Genomic DNA, 16,075 nt, shown 5'->3' on the forward strand with positions numbered 1-16,075 from the left:
AGGCGGACTTCGCGCCCCTCGACGCCGGCGAGCCCGAGCCCGGTACGGCCGCGCCGGATCTGAACGCGGCGCTGGAGGCGATCCTGATCGTCGTCGACGAGCCGGTCGACGCGATCACCCTCGCCCAGGTGCTCGAACGCCCCACCCACGAGGTCGAGGCCGCGCTGAATGCGCTGGCGGCGGAATACTCCGGTGCCGGGCGGGGTTTCGATCTGAGGGAGGTCGCAGGCGGCTGGCGGTTCTACTCGCGCGCCGACTGCGCCCCGCTGGTCGAGCGGTTCGTCCGCGACGGCCAGCAGGCGCGGCTCACCCAGGCCGCGCTGGAGACTCTCGCGGTCGTGGCCTACCGGCAGCCGGTGAGCCGCGCCCGTGTCGCCGCCGTGCGCGGCGTCAACAGCGACGGCGTCATGCGGACGCTGGTCGCCAGAGGGCTGGTCGAAGAGGCCGGCACCGATCCGGAGAGCCAGGCGGTGCTCTACCGGACCAGCTCCTACTTCTTGGAGCGACTGGGCCTGAAGAGCCTCGACGAGCTTCCCGAGCTCGCGCCCTTCCTGCCCGACGACGTGGAAAACCTTGAGGAGACAACGAAGTGATCAACAGGCGCAGCACCCCGTCCGGTGATGGACGCGGTCGAGGACGCACCGGCGGTTCCCGGGGCGCGAGCTCCAGGAGCGGCGGCAGTGGGCGTCCCGCCTACCGCTCCGACGACAGGCGCGACTCGCGCCGCGACGACTCTCGTGGCGGTCCCCGCCGCGACGACTTCGGCGGGGGTTCCCGCCGTGACGACTTCCGTGCCGGATCCGACAGCCGGGGCGGCTTCGGCGGTTCCCGCGACTCCATGCGCGCCGACCGCGGCGGCTCCCGTGCCAGGTACGGCAAGCCGCAGTCCCGCGACGAGCGCGGTGGCGGCTTCCGCGACGGCGGCCCGCGCGAGGACCGCGGCTTCCGCGACGGCGGGGGTCACCGTGGCGATCAGGCCCGAGACAACCGGGGTTTCCGCGACGGGCGGGGCGACCGGGACGGCCGGGCCCGTGAGGACCGCGGTTCTCGTGAGGACCGCGGTTTCCGCGGTGGCGAGCGCGGCTCCCGCGACGCCGGCCGCCAGGACCGGGGCGAGCGGGGTTTCCGCGCCCAGCGTGACGAGCGCGGCTTCCGTGCCGGCGACCGTCCGGGCCGCGGGTCCGGCGGTGGCGAGCGTGGTGAGCGTGGTGACCGCCGGTTCGGCGGTGACCGTGACGACCGCGGGTTCCGCGGCGGCGACCGGGAAGGCCGCGGGTCCCGCGAGCGCGGCTACGGCGATCGCGGGTTCGGCGGTGACCGCGGCGGCCGCGGGTTCGGCGGTGGCCGTGACGGGCGTGGATCCGGCGGCGGCGACCGCCCGGACCGCGGCTTCGGCGGCGACCGGGGTAACCGTGGTGACCGCGGCGACCGCGGTGACCGTGGGTTCCGTGACCGGGACGGCCGCGGCTTCCAGGGTGGCGACCGGGCCGGTTTCCAGGGTGGCGACCGGGCCGGTTTCCAGGGCGGTGACCGTCAGGAGCGCGGCGCCTCGGGCCGTGACGACCGTGCCGGCCTGAGGGCCGACAGGGTCGGCAGGCGCGGGGAGAGCTCCACGCGGGCCCGCTACGGCAGGCGCGAGGAGCCCCAGACGATCGGCCGGGTCTCCAGCCGTCCCGCCCCCAAGCGCGAGGCCGGCGCGGGCCGTACCGGAAGGGCGCAGTCGTTCGGCGGCGGCAAGCCGCGCGACGCCTTCAAGTCGGCTCGCCAGCCCATCCGCGACCGTGACTTCTACCCCGACGACTACGCCGACGAGCGCGACACCACCGAGGTGCCGGGCGGCGTGCGGCTGCAGAAGGTGCTCGCCCAGGCGGGCGTGGCCAGCAGGCGGGCCTGCGAGGAGATGATCGGCGAGGGCCGCGTCACCGTGAACGGCCAGGTCGTGCGGAGGTTCGGCGCGAAGGTCGACCCCGCGACGCAGGTCATCCACGTCGACGGCAAGCGCATCCCGACCGCTCCCGACCTTGTCTACTACGCGCTGAACAAGCCCATCGGCGTGGTCTCCACGATGGAGGACCCGCAGGGCCGCCCGTGCCTGGCCGACTACGTGCAGGAGCTGGCTCCCCGCCTGTTCCACGTGGGCAGGCTCGACACCGAGACCGAGGGCCTGCTGCTGCTCACCAACGACGGCGAGCTGGCCAACAGGCTGACCCACCCCAGCTACGGCGTGCAGAAGAAGTACTGGGCGAAGGTGCCCGGTCCCATCCCGCGCGACCTGGGCCGCAGGCTCAAGAAGGGCATCGAGCTGGAGGACGGCCTGGCCAAGGCCGACCACTTCGAGATCGTCCAGGAGCACGGGCAGCAGGCGCTGGTGGAGGTCGTGCTGCACGAGGGCCGCAAGCACATCGTCAGGCGCATGCTGGAGGAGTCGGGTCACCGTGTGATCGACCTGGCGAGGATCGAGTTCGGTCCGGTCAAGCTGGGCCGTACCAAGCCGGGCACGATCAGGGCGCTGACCCTCAAGGAGGTCGGCGACCTCTACGCGGCGGTCAAGCTGTAATCTGGCCGGACGCTGGAGCCCGCGCACATGTGTGCGGGCTCCGAACCATATGGAGGGATTGACATGGTGCGGGCGATTCGCGGGGCGATCCAGGTGGAGGCCAACGACCGCGACGCGATCATCAGCGGGACCACCGAGCTGGTCTCGGCGGTCATGGAGCGCAACCAGCTGACCACCGACGACGTGATCAGTGTGCTGTTCACCGCGACGCCCGACCTCACTGCCGAGTTCCCCGCCCTCGCGGCGCGTAAGCTCGGCTTCCATGAGGTACCGCTCATCTGCTGCACCGAGATCGGCGTGCCGGGCGCGCTGCCGCGCGTGGTCCGGTTGATGGCGCACGTGCAGAGCGACCGTCCGCGCAGCGAGATCCAGCACGTCTACCTGCGCGGCGCGACCGTGCTGCGGCAGGACATCGCGCAGTGACGACCGCGCGTGGACACGCGGGGTCGTGATCGCGTGACGCGCACCTGACAATCGCGCAGTGAGAATGGACACGGAGAAAGTGGACACGGTGAAGCTCGACACCGTCCTCGTCCTCGGCACCGGCCTGGTCGGCACGTCGATCGGACTGGCGCTGCGCCAGCGCGGCGTGACCGTGCTGCTGGCCGACCGCGACCTGGGCGCCGTACGGCTGGCCAGGGAGATGGGCGCGGGCCAGGAATGGCGCCTGGGCGACCCGGTCGACCTCGCGGTGGTCGCCGTCCCGCCGGGCCATGTGGCCAGTGAGCTGCGCGGCCTGCAGCAGCGTGACGCGGCCCGCTTCTACACCGACGTCGCCAGCGTCAAGGCCAGGCCGATCGCCGAGGCGGCCGGGCTCGGCTGCGACCTGAGCACCTACGTCGCCTCGCACCCCATGGCGGGCAGGGAGAAGGCGGGCCCCGGCGCGGCCAGGGCCGACCTGTTCCTCGGGCGGCCGTGGGCGCTGTGCCCGACCCCCGAGGCCGCGCCGGAGGCCAGGGAGGCCGTGCTCGCCCTCATCGAGCTGTGCGGGGCCAACCCGGTCGAGGTGGCGGCCGAAGACCACGACAGGGCCGTGGCGGTCGTCTCGCACGCCCCGCACGTGGCCGCCTCGGCGGTGGCCGCCCGCCTGGCCGAGGCCTCGGACGTGACGCTCGGGCTGGCCGGCCAGGGTGTGCGCGACGTGACCAGGATCGCCGGCGGCGACCCCGGCCTGTGGCTGGGCATCCTGTCGGGCAACGCCGCCCCGGTGGCCGAGGTGCTGGAGGCGGTCTCGCGCGACCTGGCCGACGCCGCCACCGCGCTGCGGGCCATGGCCGCGGGCGACGACGGCGCCGGCCCCGAGGTGACCGAACTGCTCAAGCGGGGCGTGGTCGGCCACGGCAGGATCCCCGGCAAGCACGGCGGGCCCGCGGCGGCCTATGCCGTCGTCCAGGTGGTCATCGGTGACCGGCCCGGCCAGCTGGCCAGGCTGTTCCAGATCTGCGACGAGGTGGGCGTCAACGTCGAGGACGTCAGGCTCGAGCACGCGCCCGGCCTGCCGCTGGGCCTGGCCGAGCTGTCGGTGCAGCCGGACGCGGTCGCCGTCCTGAACCAGGCCCTGCAGGAACGCGGCTGGCAGGTTCCCTAGGAGAGCGCCGTCCTGGTCACTTCTGGGCGACCGCCTGGCTGACGGCGTTGGGGCCGTCGTACTCGCGGTCGGGAATGGACTCCAGCGCCTTGATCATCTCCTTGTCGGCGCCCTGCTCGCGGGCTGCCTTCACCAGATCGTCCCGTTTCGCGGGGTAGTCGACCCCGGACAGGTGCTTCTGCAGCTGGATCGGATCCGGTGTGTTCCCCATGAGGGGCGCGTACCCGAGGCGGGCGGCGGGTAACGGGTCAGGGGCGGCGTTCCAACAGCACACGGGCCCGTTCCACGTCGCGCGGCAGTTCCTGCCGCAGGGCCAGCGCGCGCGGCAGCCGCCGTACCGCGGCGCGCAGCCCGGCCCGACCGGCGGCGCCGGCGGCGGCAGCGCGCAGCACCGTGCGGGCGACGACGGGCCAGGGCCGGCGCAGCACCGCGGTCAGGACGGCGTTGCGGGCGGCCAGCGCCCTGCGCCCGTGCGGGTCGCGGGCGGGGGAGGGGTGGTGGTGGGCCACGACGTCGGCCACGTAGGCCAGCTCCCAGCCGCGCGCGGCCAGGTCCACCGCGAGCCGTTCCTCCTCCCCGAAGAAGAAGATCACGTCGTCGAAGCCGCCCGCCTCCAGGTAGGCCCGCCTGCGCACCACCGCGCCGCAGGCCAGGAAGCCGAGTACGCCGGGTCCGGCGGAGCCGGGCAGCGGCGAGCGGGCCATGACGGCGCTGACCGGGTCGGTGCGCTCCTCCGGTCCGACGAGCACGCGGGCGGCCAGCACCGCCAGGCGCGGGTGGGCGTCGAGCACGTCGGCGGCCCGGTCGAGCGCGCCGGGGGCCCACCAGGAGTCGTCGTCGGCGAAGGCCACGTAGGGGGTGGCCGCCAGCCGTACGCCGAGGTTGCGCGCGGGAGCGCCCAGGTTGCGTCCCGCCTCCACGACCCGCACGTGGGGGAAGGTGTGGCGGACGAAGGCGGCGGTGCCGTCGGCGGAGCCGTTGTCGACCAGGACGACGGGCCCGGGGTGCCGGGGCAGCGTCCTGGCCAGCGACTCGCGCCGGTCCCTCGTCGCGACGACCACGGTCACCCGATCGTTGCTCATGGGGGAGTTCTATCCGGGAACGCTCCCTTGACGCGTGGCGCGGGCGCGCGTACAAAGACGGTAACAGCGTTACCGCAGAGAAACGGCGTTACCGACCATGACGGCATACAGCGAGGCACAGCAGGTCGGGCAGGAGGCCGTCCGGGCCGCGATCCTCGACGCCACCACCCATCTGCTCGTCGCCGAAGGGCCTGGGGCGCTGACCGTGCGCCGGATCTCGGGCGCGGTCGGCTGCTCGACGAAGGTGATCTACACGCTGTTCGGCGCCAAGGAGGGGCTGGAGGAGGCGCTCTGGCTGGAGGGCTTCGCCAGGTTCGAGCGCGCCCTGCGGACCGGTCGCACCTCCGCCGACCCGCTGACCAGGCTGCACGAGTGCGGGGCCGCCTACCGCGCCTACGCCCTCGCCGAGCCCGAGTACTACCGGGTGATGTTCCAGGGGGCGCTGCCCGGGTTCGTGCCCGACGCCGCCGCGCTGGCCGCGGGCCGCAGGGCCTTCGACATCCTGTACGCCGACGTGGCGTCCTGCCTGGAGGCGGGACAGCTGCGCGGCGACGCCCAGGAGATCGCCGACCTGCTCTGGATGGCCGCGCACGGCGCGACCAGCCTCGAACTGTCCGGGCACTTCGGCCCGGTCGAGGCCGAACGGCGTTTCGTCACGCTGTGCGCCTCGGTGCTCACCCCGTTCCTGCCCGGCCCGCCCGACGAGAGGACACCGTCATGACCACCCCCTTCAGGGGCGGCTTCGCCCCCGTCGCGGAGGAGATCACCGCCTTCGACCTGCCCGTCACCGGGCGCGTCCCCGCCGAGCTGTCGGGCCGCTACCTGCGCAACGGGCCCAACCCGCTCGGCCTCGACGACCCCGCCGCCGCGCACCTGTTCCTCGGCCAGGGGATGGTCCACGGGGTACGGCTGCGCGACGGCAGGGCCGAGTGGTACCGCAACCGGTGGGTCCGCAGCGCCGACGTGGCCACGCGCCTGGGGGAGGAGCCGCGTCCGGGGCCCGTCCACGCCGACTTCGACTTCGCCGCCAACACCCACGTCATCGGCCACGCGGGGCGCACGTTCGCGACGGTGGAGGCGGGCGGCCGGCCGTACGAGCTGACCTACGAGCTCGACACGGTCGGCCCGTGCGACTTCGGCGGCACGCTGCCCGGCGGCTACGCCGCCCACACCAAGCTCGACCCGCACACCGGCGAGCTGCACGCCATCGCCTACTACTTCGGCTGGGACCACCACCAGCACGTGGTCATCGACCCGCAGGGCAGGGTCAGCAGGACCGTCGACATCCCGGTGGCCGACGCCCCGATGGTCCACGACCTGGCGCTGACCCAGCGTTACGTGGTGATCTACGACCTGCCCGTCACCTTCAGCATGGACCACGCGGCCAGGGGGGTGCCGCTGCCGTACAGCTGGAACGACGACCACCCCGCGCGCATCGGGCTGCTGCCGAAGGACGGCGGCGGCTCGGTGCGCTGGCTGGAGGTGGAGCCGTGCTGGATCTTCCACACCCTCAACGCCTACGACGACGGTGACCAGGTGGTCATCGACGTGGTGCGCTACCCCAAGAGGTTCGTCGACGCCCGGCTCGACCTGGGCGGCGTGCCCACGCTCGACAGGTTCACGCTCGACCTCACCTCGGACAAGGTCACCGAGACCAGGCTCGACGACCGGGCGCAGGAGTTCCCCCGCGCCGACGAGCGGCTCACCTCCCTCCCCTACCGGTACGGCTACGCCGCCGCGGCCGACGACCTGGCCGACCTCGTCTACCCCGGCGACAGCGACCTGGAGGACCTGCCCGACACCGCGTTCGGCAACGCGCTCATCAAGCACGACCTGGCGGCCGGCACGCAGGAGACACGCGAGCTGCCCAGGGGCGTCGCCGCGGGCGAGCCCGTCTTCGTGCCCTCCCAGGGCGGCGTGGCCGAGGACGACGGCTACGTCATGGCCTTCGTCAACGACCCCGGCAGGGGCGCCACCGACCTGCTGATCCTCTCCGCCCAGGACTTCACCGGCGAGCCGGTCGCCACCGTGCACCTGCCCGCCCGCGTCCCCCTCGGTTTCCACGGCAGCTGGGTCGCCGACACGGGCGCGGCCTGAGCGCCGGACCGATCCCGTCGCCGTCCCGCGCCGCTCCGTGTCTGTCCGCATGGGCATAAGGCGGTAGCCTCTTGAGGTTGGGAAAACGTGAAGAGGGAGAGGCCGTGACCGCTCTGGTCGTCGCCATGGACGGGCCTTCGGGGTCGGGTAAGTCGAGCGCGTCGCGCGGGGTGGCCCGCGCGCTGGGGCTGCGATACCTGGACACCGGGGCGATGTACCGCGCGATCACCTGGTGGATGCTCCAGCGGGGCGTCGACCTGACCGACCCTGCGGCGATCGCGGCCCGCGCGGGCGAGCCCTCGCTGGTCTCGGGCACCGACCCCGACGACCCCACCATCCACGTCGACGGCGTCGACGTGGCGGGGCCGATCAGGAGCCAGGAGGTGACCGGCGCGGTGTCGCTGGTGGCCGCCGTGCCCGACGTGCGGGCCAGGCTCGTGGAGATGCAGCGGGAGATCATCGGCAAGGGTGACATCGTGGTCGAGGGCCGTGACATCGGCACCGTGGTCGCACCCGACGCCACGCTCAAGGTCTACCTGACCGCCAGCGCCGACGCCAGGGCGCTGCGCCGTACGGCGGAGCTCAACGTCGAGACGGGCGTCCCGGACACCACCACGGTGGAGGCGCAGCGCGCCGCGATGGCCAGGCGCGATTCTCTTGACTCGACACGGAAGACCGACCCTCTCTCGATGGCGGATGGCGCCGTCGAGATCGACACCACGCCGCTCGACCTCGACCAGGTCATCGCGGAGGTGCTGAGGCTGATCAGGGAGCGATCGAGCCAGGACGAGTCCTAGCTCGGCCGCGCCCATACACCGAGCGCGCCTGAGGCCAGGTGCGGTACTCAAAGGAACGAGACACGTGACTACGGGGGAGTACGACGACTCCGGCTGGATCGAGGCCGAGCTCGCCGACATGCGGATCCCTGACCACAGCGCCGACGAGCAGGTGGCGCTGCCGGTGGTGGCCATCGTCGGCCGGCCGAACGTCGGCAAGTCGACGCTGGTCAACCGCATCATCGGCCGCCGGGAGGCGGTCGTCGAAGACGTGCCGGGCGTGACCCGCGACCGCGTCACCTACGACGCGAACTGGCGCGGCAGGCGCTTCACCGTCGTCGACACCGGCGGCTGGGACCCGGACGCCACCGGCATGAACCTGCGCATCGCCGAGCAGGCCCAGGTCGCGGTCGAGCTGGCCGACGTGATCGTGTTCGTGGTCGACGCCGTCGTGGGCGCCACCGACGCCGACGAGATCGTCGGCGGCGTGCTGCGCGCCTCCGGCAAGCCGGTCATCCTGGTCGCCAACAAGGTCGACAACCAGCAGATGGAGCTGGAGGCGCACGCGCTGTGGTCGCTCGGCCTCGGCGAGCCGTACCCCGTCTCGGCGTTGCACGGCCGCTCCTCCGGCGACCTGCTGGACGTGGTGCTCGACGCGCTGCCGGAGACTCCCGAGCAGACCTTCGGCCAGGCGAGCGGCCCCCACCGGGTGGCGCTGCTCGGCAAGCCCAACGTCGGCAAGTCGTCCCTGCTGAACAAGCTGGCGGGCGAGGAGCGGGTGCTGGTCGACCCGATGGCCGGCACCACCCGCGACCCGGTCGACGAGCTGATCGACCTCGGCGGCACCACCTGGCGCTTCGTCGACACCGCCGGCATCCGCAGGCGTGACAGGGAGCTGCAGGGGGCCGACTTCTACGCCGCGATGCGCACCCGCGCCGCGCTGGAGAAGGCGGAGGTGGCGATCGTGCTGATCGACGCCTCCCAGCCGCTGACCGAGCAGGACCTGCGCATCATCGGCCTGGTCATCGAGTCGGGCCGGGCGATGGTCGTGGCCTTCAACAAGTGGGACCTGGTCGACGAGGACCGGCGCTACTACCTGGAGAAGGAGATCGACCGGCAGCTCGTCCGCACGCCGTGGGCGCTGCGGGTCAACATCTCCGCCAAGACCGGCCGCCACATGGACCGGCTGGTCCCGGCGATCGAGAAGGCGCTCGACTCGTGGTCCACCCGCGTGCCGACGGCACGGCTCAACGCCTTCCTCACCGAGCTGGTCCAGCAGACACCGCCGCCGGTGCGGGGCGGCAAGCAGCCGAAGATCCTCTTCGCGACGCAGGCGTCGACCGAGCCGCCCAAGTTCGTGCTGTTCACCTCGGGATGGCTGGAGGACACCTACCGGCGCTTCATCGAGCGGCGCATCCGCGAGGAGTTCGGGTTCGCGGGCTCGCCGATCGAGGTGACGATGAAGATCCGCGAGAAGAAGAAGGGCGCCCCGGTCAAAAAGTAGGCCGCCGCCCGGCCCGCGCCCCTCTCCGCCCAGGAGGGGGGCGCTTCGCCTTTCCAGGAGACTCCAGGAGACTCCAGGAGACCGGTCCAGAGACCGGCGTGGTCGCGTCCGGGACGAGATCGGCGCGGTCGTGCTCACACCGCCGGGACGGCGACCGCCCGGGCGTGGGCCCGCGCGCCCCGCGACGCCGAGATGGCCACGCCGAGCAGCAGCACGCCGACGACGGCGTGGAAGCCCAGGACGAACAGGCTCGCGGGCGTGGTCCTGTCCATCGTCGCGCCGGCCAGTTCGGCCAGCGGGAACAGCACGAACATCTGGACGGCGACCAGCACGATCGGCGCGGCGCCGGCGGCGATCACCTTGCCCGGCGCCCGCGCGATGGCCGCGATGATCGTCGTGATCAGGGCGACGGCGGGGATGACGATGAAGCCGTTGGCGACGTGCCAGTTGATGGCCGCCGCGTCCGGGTCGGCGGGCCTCGGCGTCTCGAAGGCGCCGTAGGTGGCCAGGTAGAACTGCAGGACGACGAGGGCGAGCTGGACCACGGTGCAGACGACCAGAACCTTGCGCATGTCGTGCTCCTCGGGGTGGATCGGTCCTGCCATGCTGCGCCTGAGACACCCGGCCGGGCATGAGTAGGCCCATACTCAGCTGTCCGGTAACGCGTGGTACTCTCCTGCGCAACACGTTGAGGGAGACGAGTAACCCGGATCGTCAACGGCCGAGAGAGCCGCCGGAAGCTGGAAAGGCGGTCCCGCGACCCCGGGCGAAGACACTCCTGAGTGCGGGGAGGAAATGCCCCGCCGGGTTGACCTCCGTCACAGGGTCGGATGAGGCCGCTCACGAGGCGGCGAAGGCGCGGTGGCACCGGGAGTTCCCTTCTCCCCCGCGTCCCCAAGGGATCATGCGGCTCAAGGAGTTGTGATGATCTCTCGTGTCCTGTCGGCAGAGCTCGCCGAGCATGCCGGGCAACGAGTGAAGGTCGCCGGGTGGGTGCACCGCCGGCGGCAGCTGAAGTCCGTTTCGTTTCTCATCGTGCGCGACCGCGCGGGTCTCACGCAGGCGGTCACCTCGGGTGACCTGCCGGTGGAGGAGAGCGTCGTCGAGGTCACCGGCACGGTCACGGTCAACCCGCAGGCGCCCGGCGGCGTCGAGCTGACGTCGCCGGAGATCGCCGTGCTGGCCGAGCCCGCCGTCGCACCGCCGTTCGACCTGTACCGGCCGGGGGTCCCGGCGTCGCTGCCCACCGTCCTCGACCACGCGCCCGTCGCGCTGCGGCACCCGGCGTTGCGCGCGCCGTTCGAGATCGCCGCGGCCGGCGTGGCGGGATTCCGGTCGGCGCTGGACGCCCTCGGCTTCACCGAGATCCACACGCCGAAGATCGTCGCCTCGGCCACCGAGTCGGGCGCCGACGTCTTCGGCATCGACTACTTCGGCCGGCCCGCCTACCTGGCCCAGTCGCCGCAGTTCTACAAGCAGGCGATGGTCGGGGTGTTCGAGCGGGTCTACGAGGTCGGCCCCGTCTTCCGCGCCGAACCCCACGACACCGCCCGCCACCTGGCCCAGTACACCTCGCTCGACGCCGAGCTGGGCTTCGTGCGCGACCACCGCGACGTGATGGCCGTGCTGCGGGAGGCGATCGCCGGCATGACCGAGGAGGTACGGCGGCGCGCGGCCCAGGCCGTCGAGACGCTGGGCGTCACGCTCCCCGAGGTGCCGCAGGAGATCCCCGCGATCCACTTCACCGAGGCGCAGGCGCTGACCGGCGAGGACGAACCCGACCTGTCACCCGCGCAGGAGCGGTGGCTGTCGGAGTGGGCGCTGCGCGAGCACGGCTCGGAGTTCCTGTTCGTCACCGGCTATCCGATGGCCAAGCGGCCCTTCTACACCCATCCCGACCCGGAGCGGCCCGGCTACTCCAACGGCTTCGACCTGCTGTTCAGAGGCCTGGAGCTGGTCACCGGAGGGCAGCGGCTGCACCGGCACGCCGACTACCTCGCCGCGCTGGGCGGCGACACCGGGCCGTACGAGGGCTACCTGTCGGCGTTCGCGCACGGCATGCCGCCGCACGGCGGCTTCGCGATCGGCCTGGAACGCTGGACCGCCAGGCTGACGGGGGCCGCCAACGTCAGGTCCGCGACGCTCTTCCCGCGAGACCTGCACCGGCTCGCACCCTGACCAGCAGGGCGACCGCCGCGCCGAGCACGCACAGCGCGGCGGTCGCCACGAACATCTCGCTGTACTCGGTCCGCAGCGCCGCCTGCACCTTCGCGGTGTAGTCGGCCAGCTGCCGGGCGTAGGTCGCCGCGTCGACGCCGAGCGGCAGCGGGGTGTCGAGGTCGGCCGTCAGCGACTGGAAACGGTAGAACCCCCACGCCGACACCGCGGCGATGCCGATCAGCATGCCCATCATCCTGGCCACCACGACCGCGGCGGAGGCGACGCCGTGCTGGGCGGCGGGCATGACGCGCAACGCGGCGGAGGAGACGGGCGCGATCACCACGCCCAGCCCGGCGCCGGCGATCACCAGCTCGAGCGGGCCGGTGAGCGAGCCCGACAGCAGCCAGTAGCCGGCCGTCGCCACCACCAGGCCCGCCGCCATGACCGGCGGCTCGCCGTACCTGCGGGTCAGCAGGCCGCCGGCGAGCGCGCCGGCCACCAGCGCGCCGAGGAACCAGGCCAGTGTCAGCGCCCCGCCCAGCGCGTCGGCCCCGAACAGCGTCTGCGCGGCCAGCTGCACGAACACCATCGTGACCAGCAGCGCCGCGCCCGACAGGAAGCTGACGCCGAGCGTGGCCAGCAGCGGCCGCTTGGCGACACCGGTGAGATCCAGCAGCCGGACCGGTGAGCGGATCTCCCACCACACGAACGTCGCCCCGACCAGCAGGCCGGCGCCGATCAACGCCGGGCCCCAGGCGGGCAGGACGGCCTTGGCCGGATCGGGGTTGTACAGCCCCGCCACCAGCAGCCCGAGCGCGACGGCCAGCAGCGCGCCGCCCGTCACGTCGACCCTGCCGCCGCCCGTGGCCGAGGGCGGGACGGTCCGCTGGACCGCGACCGCCGCCAGTCCGGCCAGCGGCACGTTCAGCCAGAAGATCGCGTGCCAGCCGCCCAGGTCCACGCCGAACAGCGTGAAAGCGGGCAGCAGAGCCACGACCGCGCCGTAGAGCGGGCCCAGCGCGCTGCCCAGCTCCTGCGCCGCCCCCACGGCGCCGAGCGCCACGGGCCGCTCGTCGTCCTCCCACAGGTCGCCGACCAGCGCCATCGTGATCGGCAGCAGCGCGCCGCCCGCGATGCCCTGCACGGTACGGCCGGCCACGACCATCGGCAGGGAGGCCGCCAGCGCGGTCAGGACCGAGCCGAGCGCGAAGCAGGCCAGGCAGGCGTGGATGAGGGGACGCCTGCCGTACCTGTCGGACAGCTGGCCCAGCAGCGGCATCGCGGCCACGTAGCCGAGCAGGAACCCGGTGACCACCGGGGTGGCCCGCTCCAGCCGGTTGACGGGGACGCCGACGTCCTGGGCGATGCCGATCAGGACGGTGACGACCACGTAGGCGTCGAGGGCGGCCAGCAGAACGGCGGTGCCGCCGACCCCGAGGGCGACGCTGCGGCGCAGGCTCATCCGGCGGGCGGAGTGATGGTGAAGCGGGCGTCGTAGTCCGCCAGCGTCACGGTGACGGAGCCGCCGTCGAGCGGCAGGTCGATCCGGTTCAGCCGGCTGGAGGCGGCGTCGATCCAGAGCTTGCCCTTGATGTCGGAGGTGACGCCGGGGACCAGCGTGCCCATCGTCCTGCCGGGGAAGGTGGCCGCGACGCGGTAGGAGCCGTCCTCCTCCGCCTCCGTGACCGGGTCACCGAGCCCGCCGAGGAGGGAGGAGATGCCGGTGTCCGGATCGAGGAGCGTCGACGGGTCGTAGCCCACGCCCGCCATCAGCAGCCGCTTCGGCAGCTTCTGGTAGCCGCCCGTCATGGCCTTGAAATGGACGGTGTCGCCGACCACCACGAAGCTGAACTCCTGCAGGCTGTTCATGAGAAGGACCTGCAACGTGCCATCGGCCTCGCCGGTCGCGGTCAGCCTGCCGTCGGCCCGCTTCAGCTGGATCTTCGGCGCGCCGTCCGTCGTGATCGCGAACGAGGCGCTGGTCACCGCCTTCATCGCCGCCGCCGACTTCTTCACCAGCTCGGGGCCCGGCGGCAGGGTCTCCTGGCCGGCACAGGCCGTCAGCGCGAGCGCGAGGACGACGAGGAGGAGCTTTCGCAGCATGCCCGGATCGTAGCGCTCAGCGCAGGCTCTTGAGGTGCTCGAGAATCGGGTTGTAGGCCTGTTCGAGCGCCTGCAGCTGGTCGTCGGTCAGCAGGTCGACGAAATGGTCGCGGACGCTCTGGACGTGAAACGGCGCGACGCGCTGCATCGTGGCCCACCCGTCGTCCGTCAGCACCGCGAAGGTGCCACGCCGGTCGTCGGCGCAGTCCTCCCTGGTGACCAGGCCGGCCGCCTCCATCCGGGAGATCTGGTGCGACAGGCGGCTGCGCGACTGGATCGTGGCGTCGGCGAGGTCGCTCATGCGCATGCGCTTGCCCGGAGACTCGGAGAGGTTGACGAGGATCTCGTAGTCGTTCACCGACAGGCCGAACTCCTGCAGGTCGATGCCGAGGCGGTGCATGAGGAGCTTGTGCACGGCGAGGTGGGCACGCCAAGCGCGCTGTTCTGTCGTGGTAAGCCAGCGAGGCGTGCTCATGATCCCAATTTACCTCTCCGGCGGCGCTCACGACCGCGTCGCACCCCAAACGCCTGCCCGCGCAGGGGCGGGGACGACGAGGGCCTGACCGCGGAAACGCACGACGACCCTATTTCGCCGGTATCCGGACGGCAGGACGGTCGGTGATAACCGTCACCAGCACCGACCCGGGCGCCGTCCACTCCAGCAGATGACGGCCCCGCCACTCCTGCCGCTCCAGCGCCGCCAGCTCCGACAGGTCCACCTCGCCCAACCGGTCGAGGGTCAGCTCGCCGCGCTTGACCAGCGCCTCCTTGCGCGCCCAGATCCTGATCAGGTCCGCGTTGCCGGTGACCAGCGCGCGCTCCCTGCCGGTGAGCGCCTGCCCGGCCAGAGCCTCGTCGAGGGGCCCGTCGGCCACCCGCTCGGCGTCGACGCCGACCTTCCCCTCACCGACCGCCGCGCAGACGTAGCCGTGGGTGTGGCTGAGGCTGACACCCAGCTCGGGATGCCCCTCCAGGTACGGCCGGCCGTGCCCGGCGCCGTGCACGTCGCAGTGCTGCAGCAGGGTGACCCGGTCGGGCGGCAGGTCGAGGTAGGCGGCGGCGCAGTGCCGTACGAGGAGGTGGGCGGCCACGAATGCGCGCCGGTCCGCCTCGCGGACGAACCTGGCGGCACGCTCCCGCTCGGCACCGGTCAGCCACCCCTCCGAACCGGTGATCTCCTCGACCGGTCCGCCCATCGCCAGAGGATCACGCATCCGCCCAGCCTAGAGGTCGGGAGGGGGATGGTCCTAGCCCTTCTTGTCGAGCTTGGTCTCGGTCTCCTTGGCCGCGCCGAGGACGGTGACGTCGCTGACCTTCCACACGCCCTTCTGCTTGATCATGACCAGCTTCAGGTGTGTGCCGAGGACGTTGCGCACCGCCTCCTTGCTGGTGACCTGCTGGTCCACCGAGACCAGCGCCTTGGCGGAGGCGTCGTCCAGCTCGGACAGGTACACCTCGCGGACCGTCGCCTTGGAGACGGCCTCCAGCTTGACGATGACCTGCTCCATCGGGCCGCCGAACGCCTCGTCGTAGGTGGCCAGGAAGTCGCCCGCGGTCATCGCGATGACCTTGCCGCGAGTGGTCTGCAGGTCCTTGTAGTCGTAGCTGAGCAGGGTGGTGGCGAACGCGCCGGCGGCGCCCGACACCTCCAGACGCAGGAGGCGGTCGTGCTCCAGCGGGGCCAGCCGGTCCTGGAGACGGCCGGCGCTGATCCACTGGAGCACCGCGGTCGCGCCCGCCGTGGCCAGCACCAGCGCCAGCACCGCGCCGATCGCCACACCACGCCACCGCGCGCCACGTCCTCCACCCGTACGGCCGGCACCCCCGTCCCCGGCGTCCCCGGCGTCCCCGGTGGCGTCCCCGGCCGCGGTGCTCGCGGTCTTGGAGGCGACGGGCGGTGGATCGACGGCCTCCGAACCCTCGCCCTCCGGACCGTTGGTTCTCGAGGCCGGTGCCTTCAGAGCCTGTGCCCCCGGAGCCTGTGCCCCCAGAGTCTGTGCCCCCGAAGTCTGTGCCTCTGGGGTCTGTGCCTCTGGGGTCTGTGCCTTCGGGGTCGCCGCGTCCTCGGGGACGTCGGCCTTCGGGGCGTCGGTCGTCGAGGGACCGGTCTCCGGGACATCGGGCTGCGCGGTCTCGGTTCCCGAGATGTCGGCCTCCGGTTCCTCTCGGGTCGTCTCCTCGGCGAGGGACTGCTTGGTGGTCATGTGT

The 16,075-nt window shown here is 72.5% G+C and carries 17 protein-coding genes; 9 read left to right on the top strand and 8 right to left on the bottom strand.

Annotation, left to right across the window (positions count from 1 at the left end):
* Nucleotides 1-59 precede the first annotated feature (59 nt).
* From scpB to ACWEVS_RS21530, 4 genes are all read left to right on the top strand, one after another.
* Nucleotides 60-593 carry an SMC-Scp complex subunit ScpB gene (scpB, locus tag ACWEVS_RS21515; protein WP_354911001.1) on the top strand — a complete coding sequence of 178 codons (534 nt, stop codon included), beginning with the start codon at nt 60-62 and terminating at the stop codon, nt 591-593.
* The gene (locus ACWEVS_RS21520) at nt 590-2,557 is read left to right on the top strand and encodes a pseudouridine synthase (RefSeq protein ID WP_452552947.1); all 1,968 of its coding nucleotides are present in this window, start codon (nt 590-592) and stop codon (nt 2,555-2,557) included. The genes scpB and ACWEVS_RS21520 overlap by 4 nt, the downstream gene beginning before the upstream one ends.
* A gap of 63 nt (nt 2,558-2,620) precedes the next feature.
* Complete coding sequence (aroH, locus tag ACWEVS_RS21525; protein ID WP_449920780.1) at nt 2,621-2,980, top strand: chorismate mutase; 360 nt, start codon at nt 2,621-2,623, stop codon at nt 2,978-2,980.
* 64 nt (nt 2,981-3,044) lie between these two features.
* A complete protein-coding gene (locus ACWEVS_RS21530) occupies nt 3,045-4,145 on the top strand; it encodes a prephenate dehydrogenase (RefSeq protein WP_354911003.1) in 1,101 nt (366 codons plus the stop codon).
* A 16-nt stretch (nt 4,146-4,161) separates the two neighbouring features.
* Here the strand turns inward: ACWEVS_RS21530 and ACWEVS_RS21535 are convergent, their stop codons facing one another.
* Nucleotides 4,162-4,356 (bottom strand): DUF2795 domain-containing protein, encoded by a 195-nt coding sequence (locus tag ACWEVS_RS21535; protein ID WP_452552949.1) that lies wholly within the window; start codon nt 4,354-4,356, stop codon nt 4,162-4,164.
* 37 nt (nt 4,357-4,393) lie between these two features.
* Complete coding sequence (locus ACWEVS_RS21540; protein ID WP_449920775.1) at nt 4,394-5,227, bottom strand: glycosyltransferase family 2 protein; 834 nt, start codon at nt 5,225-5,227, stop codon at nt 4,394-4,396.
* Between the two features lie 97 nt (nt 5,228-5,324).
* Here ACWEVS_RS21540 and ACWEVS_RS21545 point away from each other — a divergent pair, with 97 nt between their 5' ends.
* The 4 genes from ACWEVS_RS21545 to der all read left to right on the top strand — a co-directional run bounded on the left by ACWEVS_RS21545 (nt 5,325) and on the right by der (nt 9,604).
* Nucleotides 5,325-5,948, top strand: a complete 624-nt coding sequence (locus ACWEVS_RS21545) for a TetR/AcrR family transcriptional regulator (protein WP_452552950.1) — start codon at nt 5,325-5,327, stop codon at nt 5,946-5,948.
* Nucleotides 5,945-7,324, top strand: coding sequence for a carotenoid oxygenase family protein (locus tag ACWEVS_RS21550; protein ID WP_452552952.1), 1,380 nt, complete (start codon nt 5,945-5,947; stop codon nt 7,322-7,324). The genes ACWEVS_RS21545 and ACWEVS_RS21550 overlap by 4 nt, the downstream gene beginning before the upstream one ends.
* Nucleotides 7,325-7,449: 125 nt before the next feature.
* On the top strand, nt 7,450-8,121 hold the full coding sequence (gene cmk, locus ACWEVS_RS21555; RefSeq protein WP_452415714.1) for a (d)CMP kinase: 672 nt from the start codon (nt 7,450-7,452) through the stop codon (nt 8,119-8,121).
* A gap of 64 nt (nt 8,122-8,185) precedes the next feature.
* A complete protein-coding gene (gene der, locus ACWEVS_RS21560; RefSeq protein WP_449920769.1) occupies nt 8,186-9,604 on the top strand; it encodes a ribosome biogenesis GTPase Der in 1,419 nt (472 codons plus the stop codon).
* A gap of 134 nt (nt 9,605-9,738) precedes the next feature.
* On the opposite strand, the gene ACWEVS_RS21565 is transcribed toward der, so the two are convergent.
* A complete protein-coding gene (locus tag ACWEVS_RS21565; RefSeq protein ID WP_452552953.1) occupies nt 9,739-10,176 on the bottom strand; it encodes a DUF6220 domain-containing protein in 438 nt (145 codons plus the stop codon).
* 352 nt (nt 10,177-10,528) lie between these two features.
* Here ACWEVS_RS21565 and aspS point away from each other — a divergent pair, with 352 nt between their 5' ends.
* Nucleotides 10,529-11,782 carry an aspartate--tRNA(Asn) ligase gene (aspS, locus tag ACWEVS_RS21570; RefSeq protein ID WP_452552955.1) on the top strand — a complete coding sequence of 418 codons (1,254 nt, stop codon included), beginning with the start codon at nt 10,529-10,531 and terminating at the stop codon, nt 11,780-11,782.
* Here aspS and ACWEVS_RS21575 read toward each other — a convergent pair.
* The 5 genes from ACWEVS_RS21575 to ACWEVS_RS21595 all read right to left on the bottom strand — a co-directional run bounded on the left by ACWEVS_RS21575 (nt 11,733) and on the right by ACWEVS_RS21595 (nt 16,071).
* Nucleotides 11,733-13,226, bottom strand: coding sequence for an MFS transporter (locus tag ACWEVS_RS21575; protein WP_452552957.1), 1,494 nt, complete (start codon nt 13,224-13,226; stop codon nt 11,733-11,735). The genes aspS and ACWEVS_RS21575 overlap by 50 nt on opposite strands.
* Nucleotides 13,223-13,867, bottom strand: a complete 645-nt coding sequence (locus ACWEVS_RS21580; protein ID WP_452552959.1) for an LppX_LprAFG lipoprotein — start codon at nt 13,865-13,867, stop codon at nt 13,223-13,225. The genes ACWEVS_RS21575 and ACWEVS_RS21580 overlap by 4 nt, the downstream gene beginning before the upstream one ends.
* Before the next feature lie 16 nt (nt 13,868-13,883).
* Entirely contained in the window at nt 13,884-14,342 is a 459-nt protein-coding gene (locus tag ACWEVS_RS21585; RefSeq protein ID WP_449920760.1) for a MarR family winged helix-turn-helix transcriptional regulator, read from the bottom strand.
* Nucleotides 14,343-14,451: 109 nt separating this feature from the next.
* Complete coding sequence (locus ACWEVS_RS21590) at nt 14,452-15,081, bottom strand: 4'-phosphopantetheinyl transferase family protein (RefSeq protein ID WP_354910657.1); 630 nt, start codon at nt 15,079-15,081, stop codon at nt 14,452-14,454.
* A 33-nt stretch (nt 15,082-15,114) separates the two neighbouring features.
* Nucleotides 15,115-16,071, bottom strand: a complete 957-nt coding sequence (locus ACWEVS_RS21595; protein ID WP_452552962.1) for a hypothetical protein — start codon at nt 16,069-16,071, stop codon at nt 15,115-15,117.
* Between the last annotated feature and the right edge of the window lie 4 nt (nt 16,072-16,075).

Source organism: Nonomuraea sp. NPDC003754, assembly GCF_053605785.1.